Below are 17,628 nucleotides of genomic sequence, written 5' to 3'. Positions count from 1 at the left end.
TCCATAACTGACTCACTATTTTGAATTGCATTATTCGATCATTGGAATCGAATCTACCACGAACGTTTACGAATCGTACTGCTGAAGATCGCCTACAGATCAAACGTCAGTGGAGTTGCCGCACTCACATCTGCAGTCAACACAGACTTGTCATTGAACTTTGCAGGTAGCACCTGCTTCTTGAACGTGGATCCCGCTTCGGGCGAATTTGCGGGTAACTTGGGAGTCACCATCTCATATCCACGGATCTCAACTTGCTTTGCCCCCGGAATAAGCGTCCCAACAAATTTGCCTTCGCGCACATCGAGCGCTTCGCTTTGCAACGACTTGTCCGTAGGACGAAAGGTAATATTGCCGATAGTCAGCGGTTGCCCATTAAAGCTGACCGTCCCTTCAACAGGAATTCGACCAAGGGCATCTCCACCGCAACCGGCCAGTGGAACGACCAATCCCGCTAAACTAACCACGAGCAACGAACGAAATAACATTGACGTAAACATCATTTGAGTCCCTTCCTAAAAACTATTGAGGCAACTGAGCTACTTCTCCACCGTTTCGCGTGCCCAGAGCGCGATAGATGAGAACATCAACCGATTGCGACATGAAGTTCACCGAACCGTCCGCCAACCCAAATTGAGCACCTCCGGTGTGTTGGCTCCGCGCAAAGTTCTGGATCTCGGCCGCGCCACCTACGGGAATACAAGGTGCGTGCGGATAGAGTTCAGTTTTACAGGTGTAAACCTGATCCGGGATGGTCGTGTTGGGTGGCTCCAGTGCGGTGAAACCGAATGCTCCGTGAGGTCCACCTCCCCAATAGCCACCAGCTCCGCCCCAGCCTCCCGTACCTGGGCGGACCAAACTCTCGCCAACCAGCAGGGTATTGGACGTTCCGTCTGAAATGTCTCCCATATCGCTCTTCGAATTGTTGTAGAAGATACCGTTCAGATTGGTCATGGGCCGGGTCATCTGCGTGCTACCGGAGCAAACAACATAGTTCCCCTGAAAACCCTCGCCGCCCGATCGCAAACCTCCACCACCACCCTTACCAGGTGACTCTCCGTCCGATGGACAAACAAACCCGGGCAACGTCGCATCTTTCAATTCAACAGGCGTGTCCATCACCCACTGTCCTGTCCAGTTTTGATACTGATTGTAGAAGGCCGTCTGCTCGATAAAGGGCAGCGTTTGCTGCATCCAAGTGTCGCGTCGATGGTAGGTATCCTGATCGAAATAGCCATACGGGAATTTTCGATGCGTGTCGTGGTAGTTGTGCAAGGCCAACCCCAGCTGCTTCAGGTTGTTCGAACACTGGATCCTCCTGGCGGCCTCGCGTGCTGCCTGTACGGCTGGCAATAGCAAGCCAACCAGTATTCCTATGATGGCGATCACCACTAACAACTCTACAAGTGTAAAGCCGTCGTTCCTGCTCGTCTTACGCTTCATGAACTGTATCCTTCGCGTGAATGAAATAACAAACCGAATCGAATCTAGTCTCGCCAAATTTGCATGTCAATTTGCGAACGCAACACGGGACTCTCAAGACGCACGCAAAACCACCACTTGAGAGTTATAAGCCAACACTCAACTAAACGGCAAACACGTGAGCCACCTAATAGGTGCAACTCCATGCAAACTCGCCGTCGCTATGGGAGCACAGTCCTGGTTAAGTCGCGTGGGGTATGGTAGAGCCGGTGGCCGCTAGGGGTAAGAATTTTGCCATGTCGCCCCGTAACTGCAGCTACGCCGCTATCACTCACATGCCAATTCTCGAAAAGGATCTTTTCGCACTGGCCGACCGAGCGACAGTGATGCACTTTTTGTGCAGCGGTTCTGAGTGCTCGCGTTACAGCGGCAGCGCTGCATTAGGCCGCTCTCAAAATAGCTAACAAAATTTTTGGAATTATTTTGGAGCGAGTAACGGGCAATTTCGGTTGTTTTGGGTAACAAGGCAGGCTTGCAAAAGCGACCAGCCTGAGGGCATCCACACGCGAGGGTTACCTAGCAATCCGTAGCCCCAGCTTGTTGGAAACTATCTCCTCCTAAGGAAGGCAAACGGTGAATCTCCGCTTATGGCGGTTGACGCCTTCAATGCACTTGGGCCGGTTAGCTACAATGCATGTCACTACGTAACGGATAGAACCCGAGGCCCTTTCTTCGTGACATTGTTGTCTTCCACCATGCAACCAGCTCAGAAACTGCCGTCCGATGGAGGTTCACTGCAACGCTCACGACGACTTGCCAACGCTGCTTCCACTTTTGCAACGACAGCCCTACTACTCGCTTGGGATGTTATTTTGACGGTCGTCGTAGCTTTGGCATTGGGCCCACCCAGGGATCCGACGGAGATGCAAGCTGCCTTCTTATTAGCATTAACGCTGTGCATTCCTTTTGGTCTCTTCGTGGGATTTTGCATTGCTCCAGCTGTCGATAAACTCTTCCGCCGCCCCATCGGGCTGATGCTACTCGCGTCTATCCTGACATTCACTCTCTCGATAGGCACTATTTTCATGTTAGGTGCCGATACTCCCTGGCCCGTCGGACTGATTCAGTTCGCAGGTGCGGCGAGTCTCTTTGGATTGCCAATGATGATCGGCTGCCTCGTTTTCATGGTGGTTTGTGACAGCCTAGGCAGTCGGCCACAAGGTCCTCTCTAGCCTTCGCGATGCGGACAGCCAGCCCTTAGATGCTTGCGATTTCAGCGGCCGACACGATTGCACTTCGCGAATCCATCGTCTGGCATCCTTGCATGTGAGAAATGTGAGACAGCCTAGGTGGCACTGCTTGCCTTACTTGCGTGGGGTGTGGCGGGCAGCCAAGAGTCGCAGCGGGAGCCGCCGGCCACAAACCGTGCCCCCTTTGAGTGCTGGATTGCAGACCCGCGGCGCGCTGTTGCCGGGGGAGTTCGCGTCGTTTCGCGGTAATCAATGTGCGACCATTGTCGGTTTTCACCCCCCATGGGAGTTCACAGTCCTGCCAATGGAATATGGGCGTCACCATTCTTCTCCTCTTACCAGACTCTTTCCATGGGAGACTTGCGTTTTACCATCAGAACCATGCATAATTAACAGCTCTTTAGTTAGTTTCTCTCTCGTTCGAACTTAGGTTAGACTCTCCTAGGTCGACGGGCGACGCCGCCTTGCTTGCAAGCAGTGTGAGGCGTAGCTCAGAATGCGATTGCCCGCGTTGGGCAGCCCCAAGCCAGCAGTGGTGAACGATTTCAGCATGCCTTGTCCTTCCATCGATACGCTCCAAGCTTGGGCCAGCCCACGTGTCCTTAAAAATCGCCATCAAATTACAGAGCATGTCGCGAATTGCCGAAAATGCAGTCAGCGTTTAGTGGACTGGCAACTCCCACTTTCTCAGCGCGCCGCGGTAACCACTCAGGACACGGGGAGCTTTCCAGATTCCGCCGACGCTCTAACCGGCCAAACGCTAGGAAAGTACGAAATTTTTGAGCAGGTCGGGCGCGGTTCGGCAGGCATCGTCTACCGAGGGCAGCACTCAACCACGGGGCGGATCGTTGCCATCAAAGTCTTGGCCCCCAAGCATGCAACAACAGTAAATCTCCGACATTGGCAGCGAGAATCGCGTTTGGTTGCCCGCATCAGCCACCCCCATGTGATTCAAATACTCGATGCCGACCGCACCGAGGCCTTTGAATACATCGTCTTTGAGTGGCTCGGTGGCGGAAGCCTTAGCAACCGAATCAATCGCTCCCCGCTTCAACCTCAAATGATTGCTACGCTGCTCGAGCAGATTGCGAGTGGATGTGAAGCGCTCCATTCTCACAACATACTGCACCTAGATATCAAACCGAACAATATCCTGCTCGACGACCAGCTCAATGCAAAATTGGCCGATTTCGGCATTTCACGTTCAATGAGCGAAACAATTTCTGAAGAGACCACACAGATTGTCGGGACTCCTGGATTTATGTCACCGGAGCAGGAGGGCCTCGTCAAAGGGGCGATCAACGTTACCTCCGACGTGTATGGTATTGGAGCGGTGTTGTATGCGATGCTGACGGGCGTTCACGTCCCACTCCGCAGCACCGACTCGCAGACAACTCGCCAAGCAGACAAGCACCCATTTCCGAATCTTGATGGAAAGACGCCACAAGCAGATGGGCTGGAAGCGATCTGCCGGAAATGCTTAGAACTGGCCCCATCCGCGCGCTACCAATCCGCAGGGGAGATTGCCGCGGCCGCGCGCTGCATCCTTGAAACTACCGCCTGGGCTCCAAACTCGGGCCCCGCAGAGGGCCCTACCCCATCCAAACACTATGGTTTGAAGCTCGCCCTGTTGGTCGCGATCCCATGCAGCCTATTGATTCTCGCTAACATGATGCCGTCCTCAGTGCCGCCGGCGCAACTCGTCGGCCAACCTAGCAACGCATTGCCTGCAGGTCACACCGCTCCTCCAATGCCGCCTGCGCAGTCGCCCACCGAGTTGACGATGACTACACCAGCTTCTTCACTGGCTATCCAACAAGAGCGTGTCCGACGAAGGATTTCGGAGCTGGGCGGATCCTTGGCTCGGGAGTACGCGGACGAATTGGTTCTCTACTTGAATGATTCTCAAGTCACTGATGAAGACCTCAAGTCCTTGAGCGTCTTTCCTGAGCTAACGGTAGCATTCTTGCAGAACACCCAGGTTAGCATCGAGGGGCTGATGAGCCTTCCCCCCAAGGTTAACCATCTCTCCCTAGGCCAAACAGATCTGAGTGAAGCTGACTTTGCCAGACTCGCAACCCGTCAGAAGATTGAAGTGATCTTCCTTACTGGCTCACAAATCGACGACCGAAAAGTCGCGGCTCTCTGTCAGTTCGGACAACTTGCTGAGATTACGCTCCAGGGTACGTCTTTAACAGATCAGGCAATTGACTCTTTGATGCGATGCCGAAGCCTGAGTGGCTTAGTGCTCAACAACAACACAGCGCTCTCCGCCGCTGCGTTGAGTCGGCTAGCAGAATTGCCACTTTTGCAGTACTTGCATCTCGGTGGCACTGGCGTCGATGAGTCCACGCTATCTGCGATTGTTGAGAAGTGCGACTTGATCGAAATAGGACTCAGTGGTTGCACCGGAATCAACGACAACGCACTCGCGAAACTTGAGAATTGTGAATCGCTCCACACTCTGTTCCTCGATAGCTGCCGCATCTCCGATGCGGGCATTCTTTCCTTGAGTGCTCTGCCCGAATTAACCCGTATCTATGTTCGTGACAACAAAGACTTAGATTTCGCGAAGCTTCGAGAGAAGCTACCACCCGATATCCAACTGATTTCGAAGTGGTAGTCGGAAATCGTGCGTTTTGCCGTGCCTCAAGGAACACTACGCTGACTCATTGGGCAATTGCGTCGTGGCGGCTTGCAAATCGCGGTACAGCTCTTGGATCACTGGTCGTTGCGCGATGTGTGGATTGACATGCGGCCGGGCATCGAGCATTTGCTGCTGCGCCGCCTCCAGCGAAAGGCCTCGATACTTCACCAACCACCACAAAACAATCGTTGCACTCCGCGCCCTGCCCGCTTTGCAATGCACGTACACCGTTCCCTGCTGCTTGACATGCTGTTCGATAAAGGCGGCGCCTTGCTCGACAAACTCGCGCGACGGGTGATTGAAATCGACGGTGGGAAGCCACAACTGCTCAATACCACACTGCGCATATTGCTCACGTGGCCCGGCGTACTCCTCACACATGTTGACGACGCCAGTCACCCCCAAAGCTTGGAGCTTTTTAGCATCACTGGGGAACGGCCGAGCTCCAAGGATGACTTGAGGATCAACGTGATTCCACCACTGGCGTGTCCGCAACACGCGCCCCAACAGGTAGTTGTAAGCGAGCGTCGGAAAAAAGATTGCGTGTGCGACCCAGCGTTGCATTCGTCCCAGTCCTTTGAGCCGTCGAATTTAGAAGCAGCCAATCATGCGAAGGCGTCGTTCCAATCAGGCCGTTCCGGAAGCATCGAAGTAACCCGGCTCGGCCCCAGATTTCCACTTGATGTTGCAACCAATACTTGGTTTTTGTGGTTCCGGTACCGGCTTGCCAGCTAACAAGGCATCGAGGGCAGCGCGCAAGTCATGCCCCGTAGGTTGGCTACCTTGCTTGGGGCGTGAATCGTCGAGTTGCCCACGGTAAATCAACCGAAGGTCACCGTCAAATAGATAGAAATCCGGAGTGCATGCAGCGTGATAAGCCTGTGCCACGGACTGGGATTCGTCGTACAAATAGGGAAAAGAGTACCCGCGGTCCGCAGCTTCCTGTTTCATCATTTCGGGGGAATCTTCTGGGTGGGCCACTACGTCGTTGCTACTGATCCCCACAACACCGACCCCTTTGGGCTGGTAGTCGTCAGCCAGACGCGCCAACTCGGGAGCCACATGCTTGACGTACGGGCAATGATTGCACATGAACATCACCAAGAGTCCCTGTTGTCCACGGAAATCATCGCGGGTCACGATCTTTCCGTTGAAATCGGGGAGCGAAAAATCAGGTGCTTCTGTGCCAAGCGGCAGCATCGTACTTGCAGTTCGAACCATGACATGGACTCTTTGGCGGTTAGTGAAATGCGACAGGGTTAGACGCGCTGTGCCTTCAAATCCACAGCGCGTCGACGTCTCAGCTTCAGCCCCAGGAAACTAATCGTTTCGGCTAGTGATTTCGAGCAGATGGAAACCAAACTGCGTCTTTACCGGGCCGTGGACTGTATTCAGCTCGTCGGTGAATACTACATCATCAAACTCTTTAACCATTTGCCCCTTGGAAAACTTTCCCAAGTCTCCACCGGATTGCCCCGAGGGACAGGACGAATGTTGCTTGGCAACGGCAGCAAAATCAGCGCCAGCTTCGATTTCAGCCTTCAATTCGTTGCACTTTTCTTCTGAATCCACCAGGATGTGGCGAGCGGTCGCTGTAGCCATCTTGGGCTCCTTCTTAATTTCACGGATTAGTATTCACCTCAGGTTTTGAGACCAACCACTGTAAACCGCTATCCGCCAGGGCAACAGGGGTACTTTCGGGAAACCCCACGAATTAATACCCCTGCCCTGCCCTCCACTCCTATCTAGTTCATCTGCTCCACCCCACAGGCAGCAAACCTGCTCCTGATGTCCGGACTCTCCCTCCCTCCTTTGCCAGTGCAAATCCAATTATGGAGAACCTCGTGCCTCGCTTCTTCGCGCTTTGACTTTCAGATAAGGTGCAACAAAGTTGGCACGATGTGCGGCAGAATCCAGCGGCGCCCACCAATCGGCTCTCAGCGGTTCGACGAGATCCTCTAGGACAAAACCGCTACGGCAAAGCTCACCCACTAGGCTCTCTAGCGAATGCGCGAATTCAACACACCCCGCTTCGCGATTGCCACTACTGACGGCATGTTCCGATTCATCACCACCGGACCTATCACGCCGCAGCATCTGTGCTGCCGGAAACTCTGCAACTGCAAACTCTGTTGGTACATCGTTGGCCATGGCCGCGGGTGACACAAGTTCGTATCCGACTGCCCCACCACGATTCTGCATCTGCAGTGAAACCGGCGACTTGTGCTGAACGGTATACATGCCCGCCGGTTTGATGACCCGTGCAACCTCGCTATAAACCCTACGGAGATCCGACACATAACAACTACTCACCGGCTGTACGACGACATCAAAACTCCGATCTTCTAAGCTAGAAAGATCCTCCATCGTGGTACAACAAGTGTCGATCGGCAAGCGATGCCGCTGAGCAAACTCTCGGTCGATCGCCAGCAATTCCTCCACAAAGTCAACGACAGTCACATTGGCACCGGCCATGGCGTGCAAGGCCGCGTGAGTTCCTCCTCCGGCGGCGAGACAGAGTACTCGCTTTCCTTGAATGCCTTCGGCGCGAACCCAGGGGTCGAGCTGCAGCGTTGCCTCCACGATGGAGAGCAGTGGCATCGAGCGATTCGTGAACTCGGGGCGTTTCGCCAGTTCACGCCAGCCCAATAAATTGCGTTGCTGGGCAGTGGCAGCGGATGATTCATGGCTATCGGTGTTTTGCATCCGTTGCAGGAGCTCCGCCAAGGAGTCGCCCACCTGCCCTTGCGGCAGCAAGCGACGCTGTATTTCATCCAATGGACTATAGTATCGCCCCCGAAAGTAGACACGGGGTGGAACCGGTTCTTCCAGCCCGCGCCATTCTCCCCCCAGGCTGACGATCTGCTGGCCTAACCAGGCTCCATAGCACTGCATCAAAGCCTGCAGATTTTCTACTTGGCCCCGCGCACGCTCAGCCACCAGAATAGCCTCAACGTCTTCGATCGTGAGGTTCGGAATCCGGTGCTCACGGCGCGCATGCACTTCGGCAGCGAAAGCGAGTTGTTCAAACAAGGGATGATTCGGCATGGTAGTGAACTATATCACGGCGCGGAGGTGGCGTTTGAAACGCGATGTGGGCAAGCCTTCCACCGGATCTTTGTAGATTGCGGAATTGCAGTCCTCCAAGACGGAACACAAGGTTCGTCAAGGCCACCTAAAGTTTAAGTGTTAAATCGAAATTGATTGCAATGCAAGTTGCCCTCCTATATATTGGAGCCTCCCCACCTGTCGCCTGCGCGCCCCTCCCTGCCGTTCGCCCCCTCCTCTCCCAACGGTCATCTGGAAATGCTATCCCTTTCGCCATTGATGGCTCCGTGCATTACTCTGTTGTTCTGCCTGCGACTAATCGCCCAGTCCCCCGCAGATTCGGGACCGGCAAACGACAATGCTGAACTTCGTTCCGCAGACTTTCTTTCGCTCGAAAATGCGTTCCACTCCGAGCAGTTGCCCCTCTACACCAAATATTGCCTGGACTGCCATTCAACTGCCGAGCGAGCCGGTGAATTGGACTTGGAACAATTTTCTCAATTGTTGCAGGTGCGACAACAGACAGGCGTGTGGCAAGGTGTTGCCGAAATGTTGGCTAATCGTGAAATGCCTCCACACGACGCGCTGCAACCATCGGACAGCGAGCGATCCATGATGAGCAAATGGGTGCATCAGTACCTCAACGCCGAAGCCCTGGCGAGCGCTGGAGATCCAGGCCCTGTGGTCCTGCGCAGATTAAACAACGCTGAATATACCTACACCATTCAAGATCTGGCCGGAATTTCAATTTTTCCGGCACGGGAATTCCCAGTTGATGGTGCTGCTGGGGAAGGATTTACCAATACGGGGAATGCGCTCAACATGTCCCCCTCCCTGGTCACCAAGTACATGGATGCCGCCCGCGAGATCGCCAGCCACGCAGTCTTGCTTCCCGATGGATTTACCTTTTCAAACGCGCAGACGCGTCGGGATTGGACAGACGAAAAGCTGAACCAAATCCGCGAATTCTATCAACGCTACTCCACTGCAAGCCAAGGTGGCGAGGTCAATCTGCAAGGCGTCAAGTTCGCGACGAACGGTGACGGTCGTCTGCCACTATCGGCATATCTGGAAGCACTGCTCACTCACCGCGACAAATTGCTTGCAAGCGATAGCAATTCAGCTTTGTTCGCACAGATCGCTCGGACTAGCCAGAATCGCCTCAGCGCAAAATATCTAGGCATACTCTGGAACTCACTGTTCGCTCCCAAATCCGCCGCCGAGGATTCCCGTTCACTAATCCTCAACCAACTTGAATCTCAGCTGACCGCCGCAACCCTGGACAACTTGCCAGAAGTCATTCAAACCATCGAACAGTGGCAACAATCGCTGTGGACGTTTGAATCAGTCGGGCATATCGGCAAAGTCGATGGCCCTCAGCGGTGGTTGGAAACAGTCTCACCACTTGCTGTTGAGCAAAATTTCCGCACCGACCTAACAACTGTGGCTGAAGCGGCTCAAGCGGCTGGGCAAGACTCCATTACCTTACATTTGCATGTTAGTAACGCCGGAGATGGTAACGAGGGGGATGTAGCTCTTTGGGAAAGCCCCCGCTTAGAGTCCAAGAGTCGCCCCGATGTGCTACTGCGTGATGTCGCAGCGATCTCGCATACTATGAGAGCTCACCGAACACAAGCCATTGCGTCGACAGCAAACTACCTCAATGCTGCAGCAATCGTCCGCCAATCTCCCACCACCACAGATATTGCGCAGGTTGCCGCCGACCTATCGCTCAATCTACCAACCCTACGCGCTTGGCTCGGCTATTTGGATATCGTTGCGGCCGAGCCTGCCGTATTGGGTGCCCCCATCACAGGCCGAATGGAGAACGCCGCCGAGTTCGATTTCATTCAAGGCTGGGTAGGCGCCGATGCATTGAGCGTTGTGGCGAACTCCTCCGATCAGCACGTGCGAATTCCCGGTAACATGCTGCCTCATAGCATTGCTGTGCACCCCTCCCCAACCCAAACCGTAGGCATCGGCTGGAGGAGCCCCTTGAGCGGGACCATTTCGGTCGAAGGTAGCATCGTTCATGCGCATCCTGAATGCGGTAACGGAGTGGAATGGGCGCTTGAAATTCGGCGCGGCACCACTAAGCGACTTTTGTCCTCGGGAGTTAGCCAAGGCAGCACTGCTGTACGATTCACATCGCCTGGCAATGTGCAAGTGCATGCTGGAGACGCTCTCTGCCTCCTAGTCAGCCCCCGAGACGGCAACCATTCTTGCGACCTAACGACGGTCGACCTAACCCTCAGCACTACCGAGCAGCGGTGGAATCTATCGGACGATCTATCATCCAACCTATTGGCCGGAAATCCACATGCCGACATGCAGGGTCACGACAATGTATGGAGCTTCTTTTCGCAGCCCACCGCGGCTATGTTGGCAACCGCACCTGTTGTTCCTGCTGAATCGATCCTTCATCAATGGCAACTGAGCAACGATTCTACCCAACAAAAAAGCTTGGCCCAACAGCTTCAGAAGCTATTGCTTGCTCCTCCAATCCACGGCGACTCTCCCGATGCGAAACTCTATCAACAACTGACGGCTTGGGACGGCCCAATCGTTACTTCGTTATTCGAAAGTGCCTTGCAGGAATTCGCTGCGCGTTCAGCGACCTCGAATCCATCCAACCACTCAGACAAGACGACATTTGGGATCAACCCATTGTCATTTGGCATTTTACCTGTCGTAGTTGAAGGTGAAACCGCCAAGGTCCGAGGGCTCCCCCCCATTGCATCAGACTCGTTATGTATCCGAGCTCCATCGTCCATTGCCATACGCATCCCCTTGGAACTGGCCATGGGAACCGAATTGGTGACAACGGGTACCCTGGAACCTCATACTGGGGCTGACGGCAGTCTTCAATTTCAGATCACAACATCGATCGCGAACGATCACCAATCACTACCTCAGGCCGAGCAACTCGCCGCCCCTGTGGCCATCTCCAGTTCAGGCCAGGGCGTTTGGACGGCAAACAACCATGCTGTAGATTTTGAAACGCCAGTGATTACAACAGCAGACAGCCCCACGCGACGACGGTTTGAAGTAGCATTTTCCGAGTTTCGGGATCTTTTCCCGGCCGCGTTGTGTTATGTCAAAATGGTTCCGGTCGATGAAGTCGTAACACTGAATTTGCTCTATCGCGAAGACGAGCACCTACAGCGTTTAATGCTCGATCCTCAGGAAATCGCAGAACTGAATCGCTTGTGGTCAGAGTTGCATTACATCAGCCGCGACGCGCTCACTTCTGTGGATGCCTTTGAACAATTGATGGAGTTCGCGACTCAGGACGCAGACCCTAGTGTTTTCGCACCACTGCGAGCCTCTATCGAGCAGCGCGCCGCTGAATTCCAAGAGACACTTCTGGAGAGTGAGCCCCAGCATGTTAAGCAGTTGTTGTCCTTCGCATCCGCCGCGTTCCGACATCCGCTCCAGCCTAGCGAAGAAGAGCGATTGCGAACGTTCTACCAACATCTGCGTGATTTAGGATTCTCCCATGAAGATGCATTCACCAAGACTCTGCAGCGCATCCTCGTCTCTCCTTCCTTCCTCTATCGACTAGAGCAACCGGCCCCAGGTCCTACCGCTGGCCCCGTTTCCGACTTGGAATTGGCTACACGGCTCAGCTACTTTTTGTGGTCGAGTCTGCCGGATGGCGAGCTCCTCGAACTCGCCGTGGCAGGACGCCTGCACGAGTCGGATGTTCTTGTTCAACAAGCACAACGCATGTTGCGTGACGAACGCATTGGCCGCTTGTCGACGGAGTTCATGTGCCAGTGGCTGCAGATCTACGAATTCGATCAACTCGATGAGAAAAGTGAACGACATTTCCCCACGTTTGCGGAAGCCCGTCCGCTGCTCTATCTAGAGGCAATGCATTGCTTCACCGATTTGTTCCAGCGTGATCGCTCACTTAGACAACTTTATTCTTCAAACTCCACCTTTCTCAACGCGTCTCTAGCGCAGCACTATGGCATTCCCAATATCCAAGGAGATGACTTTCGGCGCTACGACAATTTGCAGGAGTATGGCCGTGGTGGACTTCTGGGGCTCGGCGCGATCTTGGCCAAACAATCTGGAGCTTCACGTACCAGTCCGATTCTTCGCGGAACCTGGTTGTCGGAAGTCCTCCTAGGCGAGAAACTCCCCAAGCCTCCACCCGGCATCCCTCCCCTACCGGACGATGCCGTTTCGGAACAGCTGACGTCGCGTCAGCTAGTGGAAAAACATACATCGAACGAAAGCTGTGCCAGGTGTCATCGACGAATCGACCCCTATGGATTTGCGCTCGAAAGCTTCGATGCCATTGGTCGACTCCGCACGACGGAAGAAAATGGGCAGGAGCTGGACACGACTGCTACCCTACCCGACGGCACACCCGTTCAAGGTGCTCAGGACTTGAAAAACTATCTGACCGGAGCGCGATGGGATACGGTCACCAAGCAGTTTTGTCGCAAGCTCCTCGGCTATGCCCTGGGACGCAGCGTGCAACTTTCCGATCAACCTGTGCTGGCTGAAATGCAACATCAACTGGAAACCAATGATTACCGCATCTCCAGTGCGATCACTACGATTGTGACCAGTCCTCAATTTCGAAATATCCGAGGCCGCGAGCACCATAGCGGGGAGCGTGAAACTTATATTGAAGATCGTTAGGAAAAGGTCGGCAAACCGATTTCCCTAAACTTCATCCGTTTCGCTGGTCTGTCGCTCCCGTTAACTAACCATCAATTTCCCCCGATGGACGAGTTTCATAACCGCGATGGACACCGGGTAGAGTCCTTATGGGCCCCCCGGACTCGCAGGTGAGAGTTCGTTCGTCTGATGCGTTTTCACTGGCTGAAGGTTACTCCTGAAATCGTTGCGATTGAGTCAGTGGAATGAGACTAAGAAATTCAGAGTTAAAACATTACGGTCGGTTAGTACGACAAAATTGATTTAGCTGCCCGAACTCACTTTACCTAGGATTACTACCATGCCTCATCGTTTTTCACGTCGGTCGATGCTCCGAGGGCTGGGCGTCACGATGGCTCTACCTTGGATGGAGTCATTGGCGGTCTGGGGAGATGAAACGCAAGCAAGTGAACCGGGAAGCCAGCCACCAGTGCGAATGGCAATCTTGTTTGCTGGCAATGGCTTCCATGGCAGGGAGTGGTGGGCGCGAGGCCAGGGTGCCGACATGGAATTGGGGCAAGTCCTCACGCCGCTGGCTCCGTACCGTGAACGCATGCTATTCATTCAAGGCCTCTACAATGCCGAAGCGCTAAAGGGCAACATTCATAGCTCTCAAACCGGCAATCTGCTCTCTGGTGCGTCTCTTGCCGCTGGAGGCGAGATTCGTTCTGGTACGAGTGTCGATCAACTGCTGGCACAGCGTTTTGGGTACAAAACGAAAGTTCCCAGTCTGGTGCTGGGTTGCGAAAGAGCCAATCCCTCGATCCACAAAAATTATTCGATGCTGTACAGCTCGCACATTTCCTGGAGCTCGCCGACATCTCCCACTCCTCTCGAAGTCTACCCCGCCCTAGCCTTTGATCGTCTGTTTAAGGACGAAATCCAGCACGGAGATCAAAGCGTTCTCGATGCGGTCTTGTCCGACGCGCAGCAGTTGCGGCGCAATATCAGCGGACGAGATCAGCGAAAATTGGATGAGTATTTGGAATCGGTGCGCGAAGTCGAATTGCGCATTGCACAATCGGGTCGTCGCGGCGAACTGCAGGGCTGGCGTCCCACTCTAACCGAACCCAACATCGCTCGTCCTGCAGATGGAGTGCCGCAGGATATTGCTGAGCACATGCGCACCATGTGTGACATTCTCGTCTTAGCCTTTCAAACCGATACCACCCGGCTATGCACGCTTAAACTCAATAACGATCACTCGTCACTCCGCTTTCCGAACCTGGGAGTCGATTACATGATCCACCACTTGCTGTCGCATGCGGATACTGACGACTGGTTGAAAGTCAATCAATTCTTCACGCAGCAATTGGCCTACATTGCAGCCAAACTAGATGCCATTCAAGAAGGTGAACGCACTGCACTAGACAATTCGATGCTGATGCTTTGTTCAAGCATGATGTCGGGCAGTCACGATGCAACACAATTACCTGTCGTACTGGTCGGCGGAGGAGGGGGACAGATTGAAGGCGGCCGCGTCTTGGATTATCGCGAAAATCCCAACCGTCAAATTTGTCGTCTGTACATGTCGCTGATGCAGAAAATGGGGCTGAAAGTCGACCAATTTGGCGACGCCAGCGAAGCCCTAGCTGAAGTCTAGCCACGCGTCACTTTCTCCACCACACAGGCTTTACCTCTCCGAGGCACCGCGTCGCGCGTCTCGGTGAGCCTTTCGCCCCGTGTTATGTATCGCATGTACACATTCACCAAAGAATGCGTCCATCCGCGAGTCGCAGATTCGGGAGAGGCAGGAAAGAGTAAGAGCGACAGTAAGAGCAATGGAAAGCAATGGGACACAGCACCGCATGGGTGTGCGATGCATGCGAAGAAACGGTACCCGGCAGGCCCCTCCCATCGCAATGTACCTATGAGCCACCACCTCTCCCGCAGTCCGAAACCAGGCGCTCAGCTCACCCCTTGCAGAACTCTTAATTAATGATGCTTGGGGCAAGCGGGGCAGCTTAAACTAGGATGGAGCCGTGGCGCTGGCATCGCGGTCGGCGATGCTTTGGGCGAGCGTCCGGATGCGGCGGATCATTCCATCCAGCCCACTGCGGCGTTGGGTGGAAACAAATTGATCGAAGCCAATACGGCGAAAAAAGCTCTCAATATCAAACGCGAGAATCTGCTCCGCTTTCTGGCCCGAAAACAACTTGATCAGCACTGCGATCAATCCGCGTACAATCTCGGCATTTGAATCTGCCGAGAACTCGAAGTAGTCAGGTTTGTCTGTAGCAGGGCGTCCGACTAAGTAAACTTCACTCATACACCCCGGTACAGCAGTGCTGATCACCTTCAAAGCTTCGAAACAATCGGGCAGCTCCTGCCCCAATTCGAGCAGCAGCTCCGTCTTGCTTTCTCGATCGTCAAACAACAAAAACTCTTCGGCCAGTTCATGTGCCGCCGCCTCGGGAGATTCTGCAACGGCTGCGGCAAATGAGATGGCTGCGGACAATTCACTACTCGAGTTCGAGTCGTCCGCAGCAGTCGCCTGTTTGGATGCACGACGAGAAACGAGTGCATTCAAGACTTCGACCAAGCGATCGACCTCTTCGAAGGTGTTGTACATTGCCAAGGAGACGCGACTGGTACCACTCACCTTGAGCTCACCCATGAGCGGCATGCAGCAGTGGTGTCCAGTCCGAATCGCAATCCCTTCATCGCTAAGAGTTGTAGCAATGTCTAGAGGAGCGATCGAAGGTGATTCCAGCACAAAGCTAATCACCGCGGCTTTTCGCGCCGCAGTCCCCAAAATGCGCAGACCAGGGACCGACGTCATCTTCTCGGTTGCATACTCTAACAACGCATCTTCGTACGCACTGATCCGTTCAAAACCAACTTCTTGGACATAATCAATGGCAGCCCCCAAACCAATCGCACCTGCGATATTGGGAGTCCCAGCTTCAAACAGATTCGGTAGGGGCGCATACGTCGACTTGGAAAATTCGACGGTTTCAATCATGTCTCCGCCTCCTTGGTAGGGAGGCATCGCTTCTAATAATTCGCGGCGTCCCCACAGCACACCAATACCGGTAGGGCCATAAAGCTTGTGTCCACTGAAGGTGTAAAAGTCACACCCCAATTCCGCCACGTTGGTCGCGTAGTGACCAACCCACTGGGCGCCGTCGACGAGTACGGTAGCGTCTACCGCTTTAGCGCAGCGCACGATCTCAGCCACATCATGGATGGTTCCCAATGCATTGGAAACATGCTGAATCGCAACCATTTTCGTGCGTGCTGATAAAATTTCAGGCAACTGTTGCAAATCGAGTTCTCCCGCTGCATTGGGTTGCCACACTCGCAATGAGGCCCCGGCGCGTTCGCAGATCAATTGCCAAGGAACGATGTTGGAATGATGCTCGAGCCCACTCACGAGCACTTCATCCCCTGCCTTCAGGTTATTTCCGCCCCACGATGCAGCCACTAGATTGATACCATCGGTGGTTCCACGCACAAAGACGCACTCTGCCGCGTCCTCCACCCCCAGAAATGCGGCAACTTTTTTCCGCGCCAATTCGTAGGCATCCGTTGCGCGTTGACTCAGTTCATAAACGCCTCGATGGATATTCGCGTTGTCGTGCGTGTAGTAGTGCACGAGCGCATCGATCATCGCTTGGGGTTTTTGCGTGGTCGCGCCATTGTCCAAGTAGACAAGGGGTTTGCCACTCATTTGAGTCGCCAGAATCGGAAAATCGGAGCGAATCTTGTTCGCAAATTCAGAATTCATAAGTTCAATTCAGTTTTCAACAACAGTGCTTAGAGCACCGGGCTAGTAGTTTTCCCATCAAATCGTTCAATTGTTGCGGCGGAGTCAGGGGGCCCCCAACTCATTCTCAGCCTCCCAAACCGTCGCCTTTCCCCTCCCGCCTGCGGAAGAGGCCTCGTAATCAGGCCTCGGGCCTCAAAGCCCGCCTCCAGCACTGGGAGAACGAAGCCAAGGAGTGAGAGGCGTGTGCTGCATGACAAGTTCGACGAAAATCGACTCAGGCCGTACTTCGGTCCGGCAAAATCGCCCCAACTATCTTTACGGGAACTCTCCTTCGGTCCAGGGAAGCCCCGCAGCGAACGCAAGACCGAATTTCCATTTCTCAGCTTGGCTCACCCACGAGGCGGACTAACGGGGGGTATACTTGAGATGTACTCAACTCCCTGCGACTCGTGGACTCCCGATCATTGTAGGCCCAATGGCTACCATTGTTGAGGAGAGGTAAGAGACAAGCAGTTGAGTTACCGAGTCTGATTGGACATTTAGGAGTAAATCGAAGATGGCGCAAGCAATTGTCGATCCGGAACAACTCAGGCAGTTTGCAGCGATGTTGAAACGCTACGGCCAACAGGTGCGAGAATCAACGGCCGCCTTGAATCAAGCCCAAGCCCGCTTGGCTGAGTCGTGGCGAGATCAAGAGAATCGGAAGTTTGCAGAAGAATTTGAAGAGCAGGTCAAGCTTGTCAATCGGCTGCTAGAATCGACCGATCAGCACGTCCCCTACCTTCTCAAGAAAGCAGAAATCATCGACCAATACCTGCAGCGTTAGTGGGCCCCTGACGGCCTGGCGCCCAACGTGCTGCATGCGCGCCGAC

At 54.1% G+C, this 17,628-nt stretch carries 12 protein-coding genes; 5 read left to right on the top strand and 7 right to left on the bottom strand.

All coding sequences use genetic code 11. The features are described 5' to 3' along the window. Window positions 1-92 precede the first annotated feature (92 nt). Together Q31a_RS11955 and Q31a_RS11950 are read right to left on the bottom strand one after the other, a co-directional pair. Window positions 93-503, bottom strand: coding sequence for a hypothetical protein (locus tag Q31a_RS11955; RefSeq protein ID WP_145077841.1), 411 nt, complete (start codon window positions 501-503; stop codon window positions 93-95). A gap of 19 nt (window positions 504-522) precedes the next feature. Next, the gene (locus Q31a_RS11950; protein ID WP_145077839.1) at window positions 523-1,443 is read right to left on the bottom strand and encodes a DUF1559 domain-containing protein; all 921 of its coding nucleotides are present in this window, start codon (window positions 1,441-1,443) and stop codon (window positions 523-525) included. Between the two features lie 713 nt (window positions 1,444-2,156). On the opposite strand from Q31a_RS11950, the gene Q31a_RS11945 reads away from it, so the two are divergent. Both Q31a_RS11945 and Q31a_RS11940 read left to right on the top strand, forming a co-directional pair. Continuing rightward, complete coding sequence (locus tag Q31a_RS11945; RefSeq protein WP_145077836.1) at window positions 2,157-2,654, top strand: hypothetical protein; 498 nt, start codon at window positions 2,157-2,159, stop codon at window positions 2,652-2,654. A gap of 568 nt (window positions 2,655-3,222) precedes the next feature. Continuing rightward, entirely contained in the window at window positions 3,223-5,295 is a 2,073-nt protein-coding gene (locus Q31a_RS11940) for a protein kinase domain-containing protein (RefSeq protein ID WP_197356766.1), read from the top strand. 36 nt (window positions 5,296-5,331) lie between these two features. Here the strand turns inward: Q31a_RS11940 and Q31a_RS11935 are convergent, their stop codons facing one another. The 4 genes from Q31a_RS11935 to Q31a_RS11920 all read right to left on the bottom strand — a co-directional run bounded on the left by Q31a_RS11935 (window position 5,332) and on the right by Q31a_RS11920 (window position 8,367). Then, entirely contained in the window at window positions 5,332-5,883 is a 552-nt protein-coding gene (locus Q31a_RS11935) for a dual specificity protein phosphatase family protein (protein WP_145077831.1), read from the bottom strand. 63 nt (window positions 5,884-5,946) lie between these two features. After that, the gene (locus Q31a_RS11930) at window positions 5,947-6,540 is read right to left on the bottom strand and encodes a thioredoxin family protein (protein WP_145077829.1); all 594 of its coding nucleotides are present in this window, start codon (window positions 6,538-6,540) and stop codon (window positions 5,947-5,949) included. Between the two features lie 99 nt (window positions 6,541-6,639). Next, window positions 6,640-6,939: a peptidylprolyl isomerase gene (locus tag Q31a_RS11925; RefSeq protein ID WP_261342721.1), complete on the bottom strand. Its 300-nt coding sequence runs from the start codon at window positions 6,937-6,939 to the stop codon at window positions 6,640-6,642. A 210-nt stretch (window positions 6,940-7,149) separates the two neighbouring features. Next, on the bottom strand, window positions 7,150-8,367 hold the full coding sequence (locus tag Q31a_RS11920; protein ID WP_145077825.1) for a class I SAM-dependent methyltransferase: 1,218 nt from the start codon (window positions 8,365-8,367) through the stop codon (window positions 7,150-7,152). Window positions 8,368-8,535: 168 nt separating this feature from the next. Between Q31a_RS11920 and Q31a_RS11915 the strand changes: the two genes are divergently transcribed. Continuing rightward, window positions 8,536-13,026: a DUF1592 domain-containing protein gene (locus Q31a_RS11915; protein WP_145077823.1), complete on the top strand. Its 4,491-nt coding sequence runs from the start codon at window positions 8,536-8,538 to the stop codon at window positions 13,024-13,026. 319 nt (window positions 13,027-13,345) lie between these two features. After that, window positions 13,346-14,647: a DUF1552 domain-containing protein gene (locus tag Q31a_RS11910; RefSeq protein WP_145077821.1), complete on the top strand. Its 1,302-nt coding sequence runs from the start codon at window positions 13,346-13,348 to the stop codon at window positions 14,645-14,647. A gap of 366 nt (window positions 14,648-15,013) precedes the next feature. Here Q31a_RS11910 and Q31a_RS11905 read toward each other — a convergent pair whose 3' ends face one another. Continuing rightward, on the bottom strand, window positions 15,014-16,774 hold the full coding sequence (locus Q31a_RS11905) for a SufS family cysteine desulfurase (protein ID WP_145077819.1): 1,761 nt from the start codon (window positions 16,772-16,774) through the stop codon (window positions 15,014-15,016). 538 nt (window positions 16,775-17,312) lie between these two features. Between Q31a_RS11905 and Q31a_RS11900 the strand changes: the two genes are divergently transcribed. Next, a complete protein-coding gene (locus tag Q31a_RS11900) occupies window positions 17,313-17,582 on the top strand; it encodes a WXG100 family type VII secretion target (RefSeq protein ID WP_145077817.1) in 270 nt (89 codons plus the stop codon). Window positions 17,583-17,628: the final 46 nt, after the last annotated feature.

It is taken from the genome of Aureliella helgolandensis, from assembly GCF_007752135.1.
Taxonomy (GTDB): domain Bacteria; phylum Planctomycetota; class Planctomycetia; order Pirellulales; family Pirellulaceae; genus Aureliella; species Aureliella helgolandensis.
The sequence above is the reverse complement of the archived record's forward strand: the minus strand, read 5'-3'. Positions and strand labels throughout refer to the sequence as shown.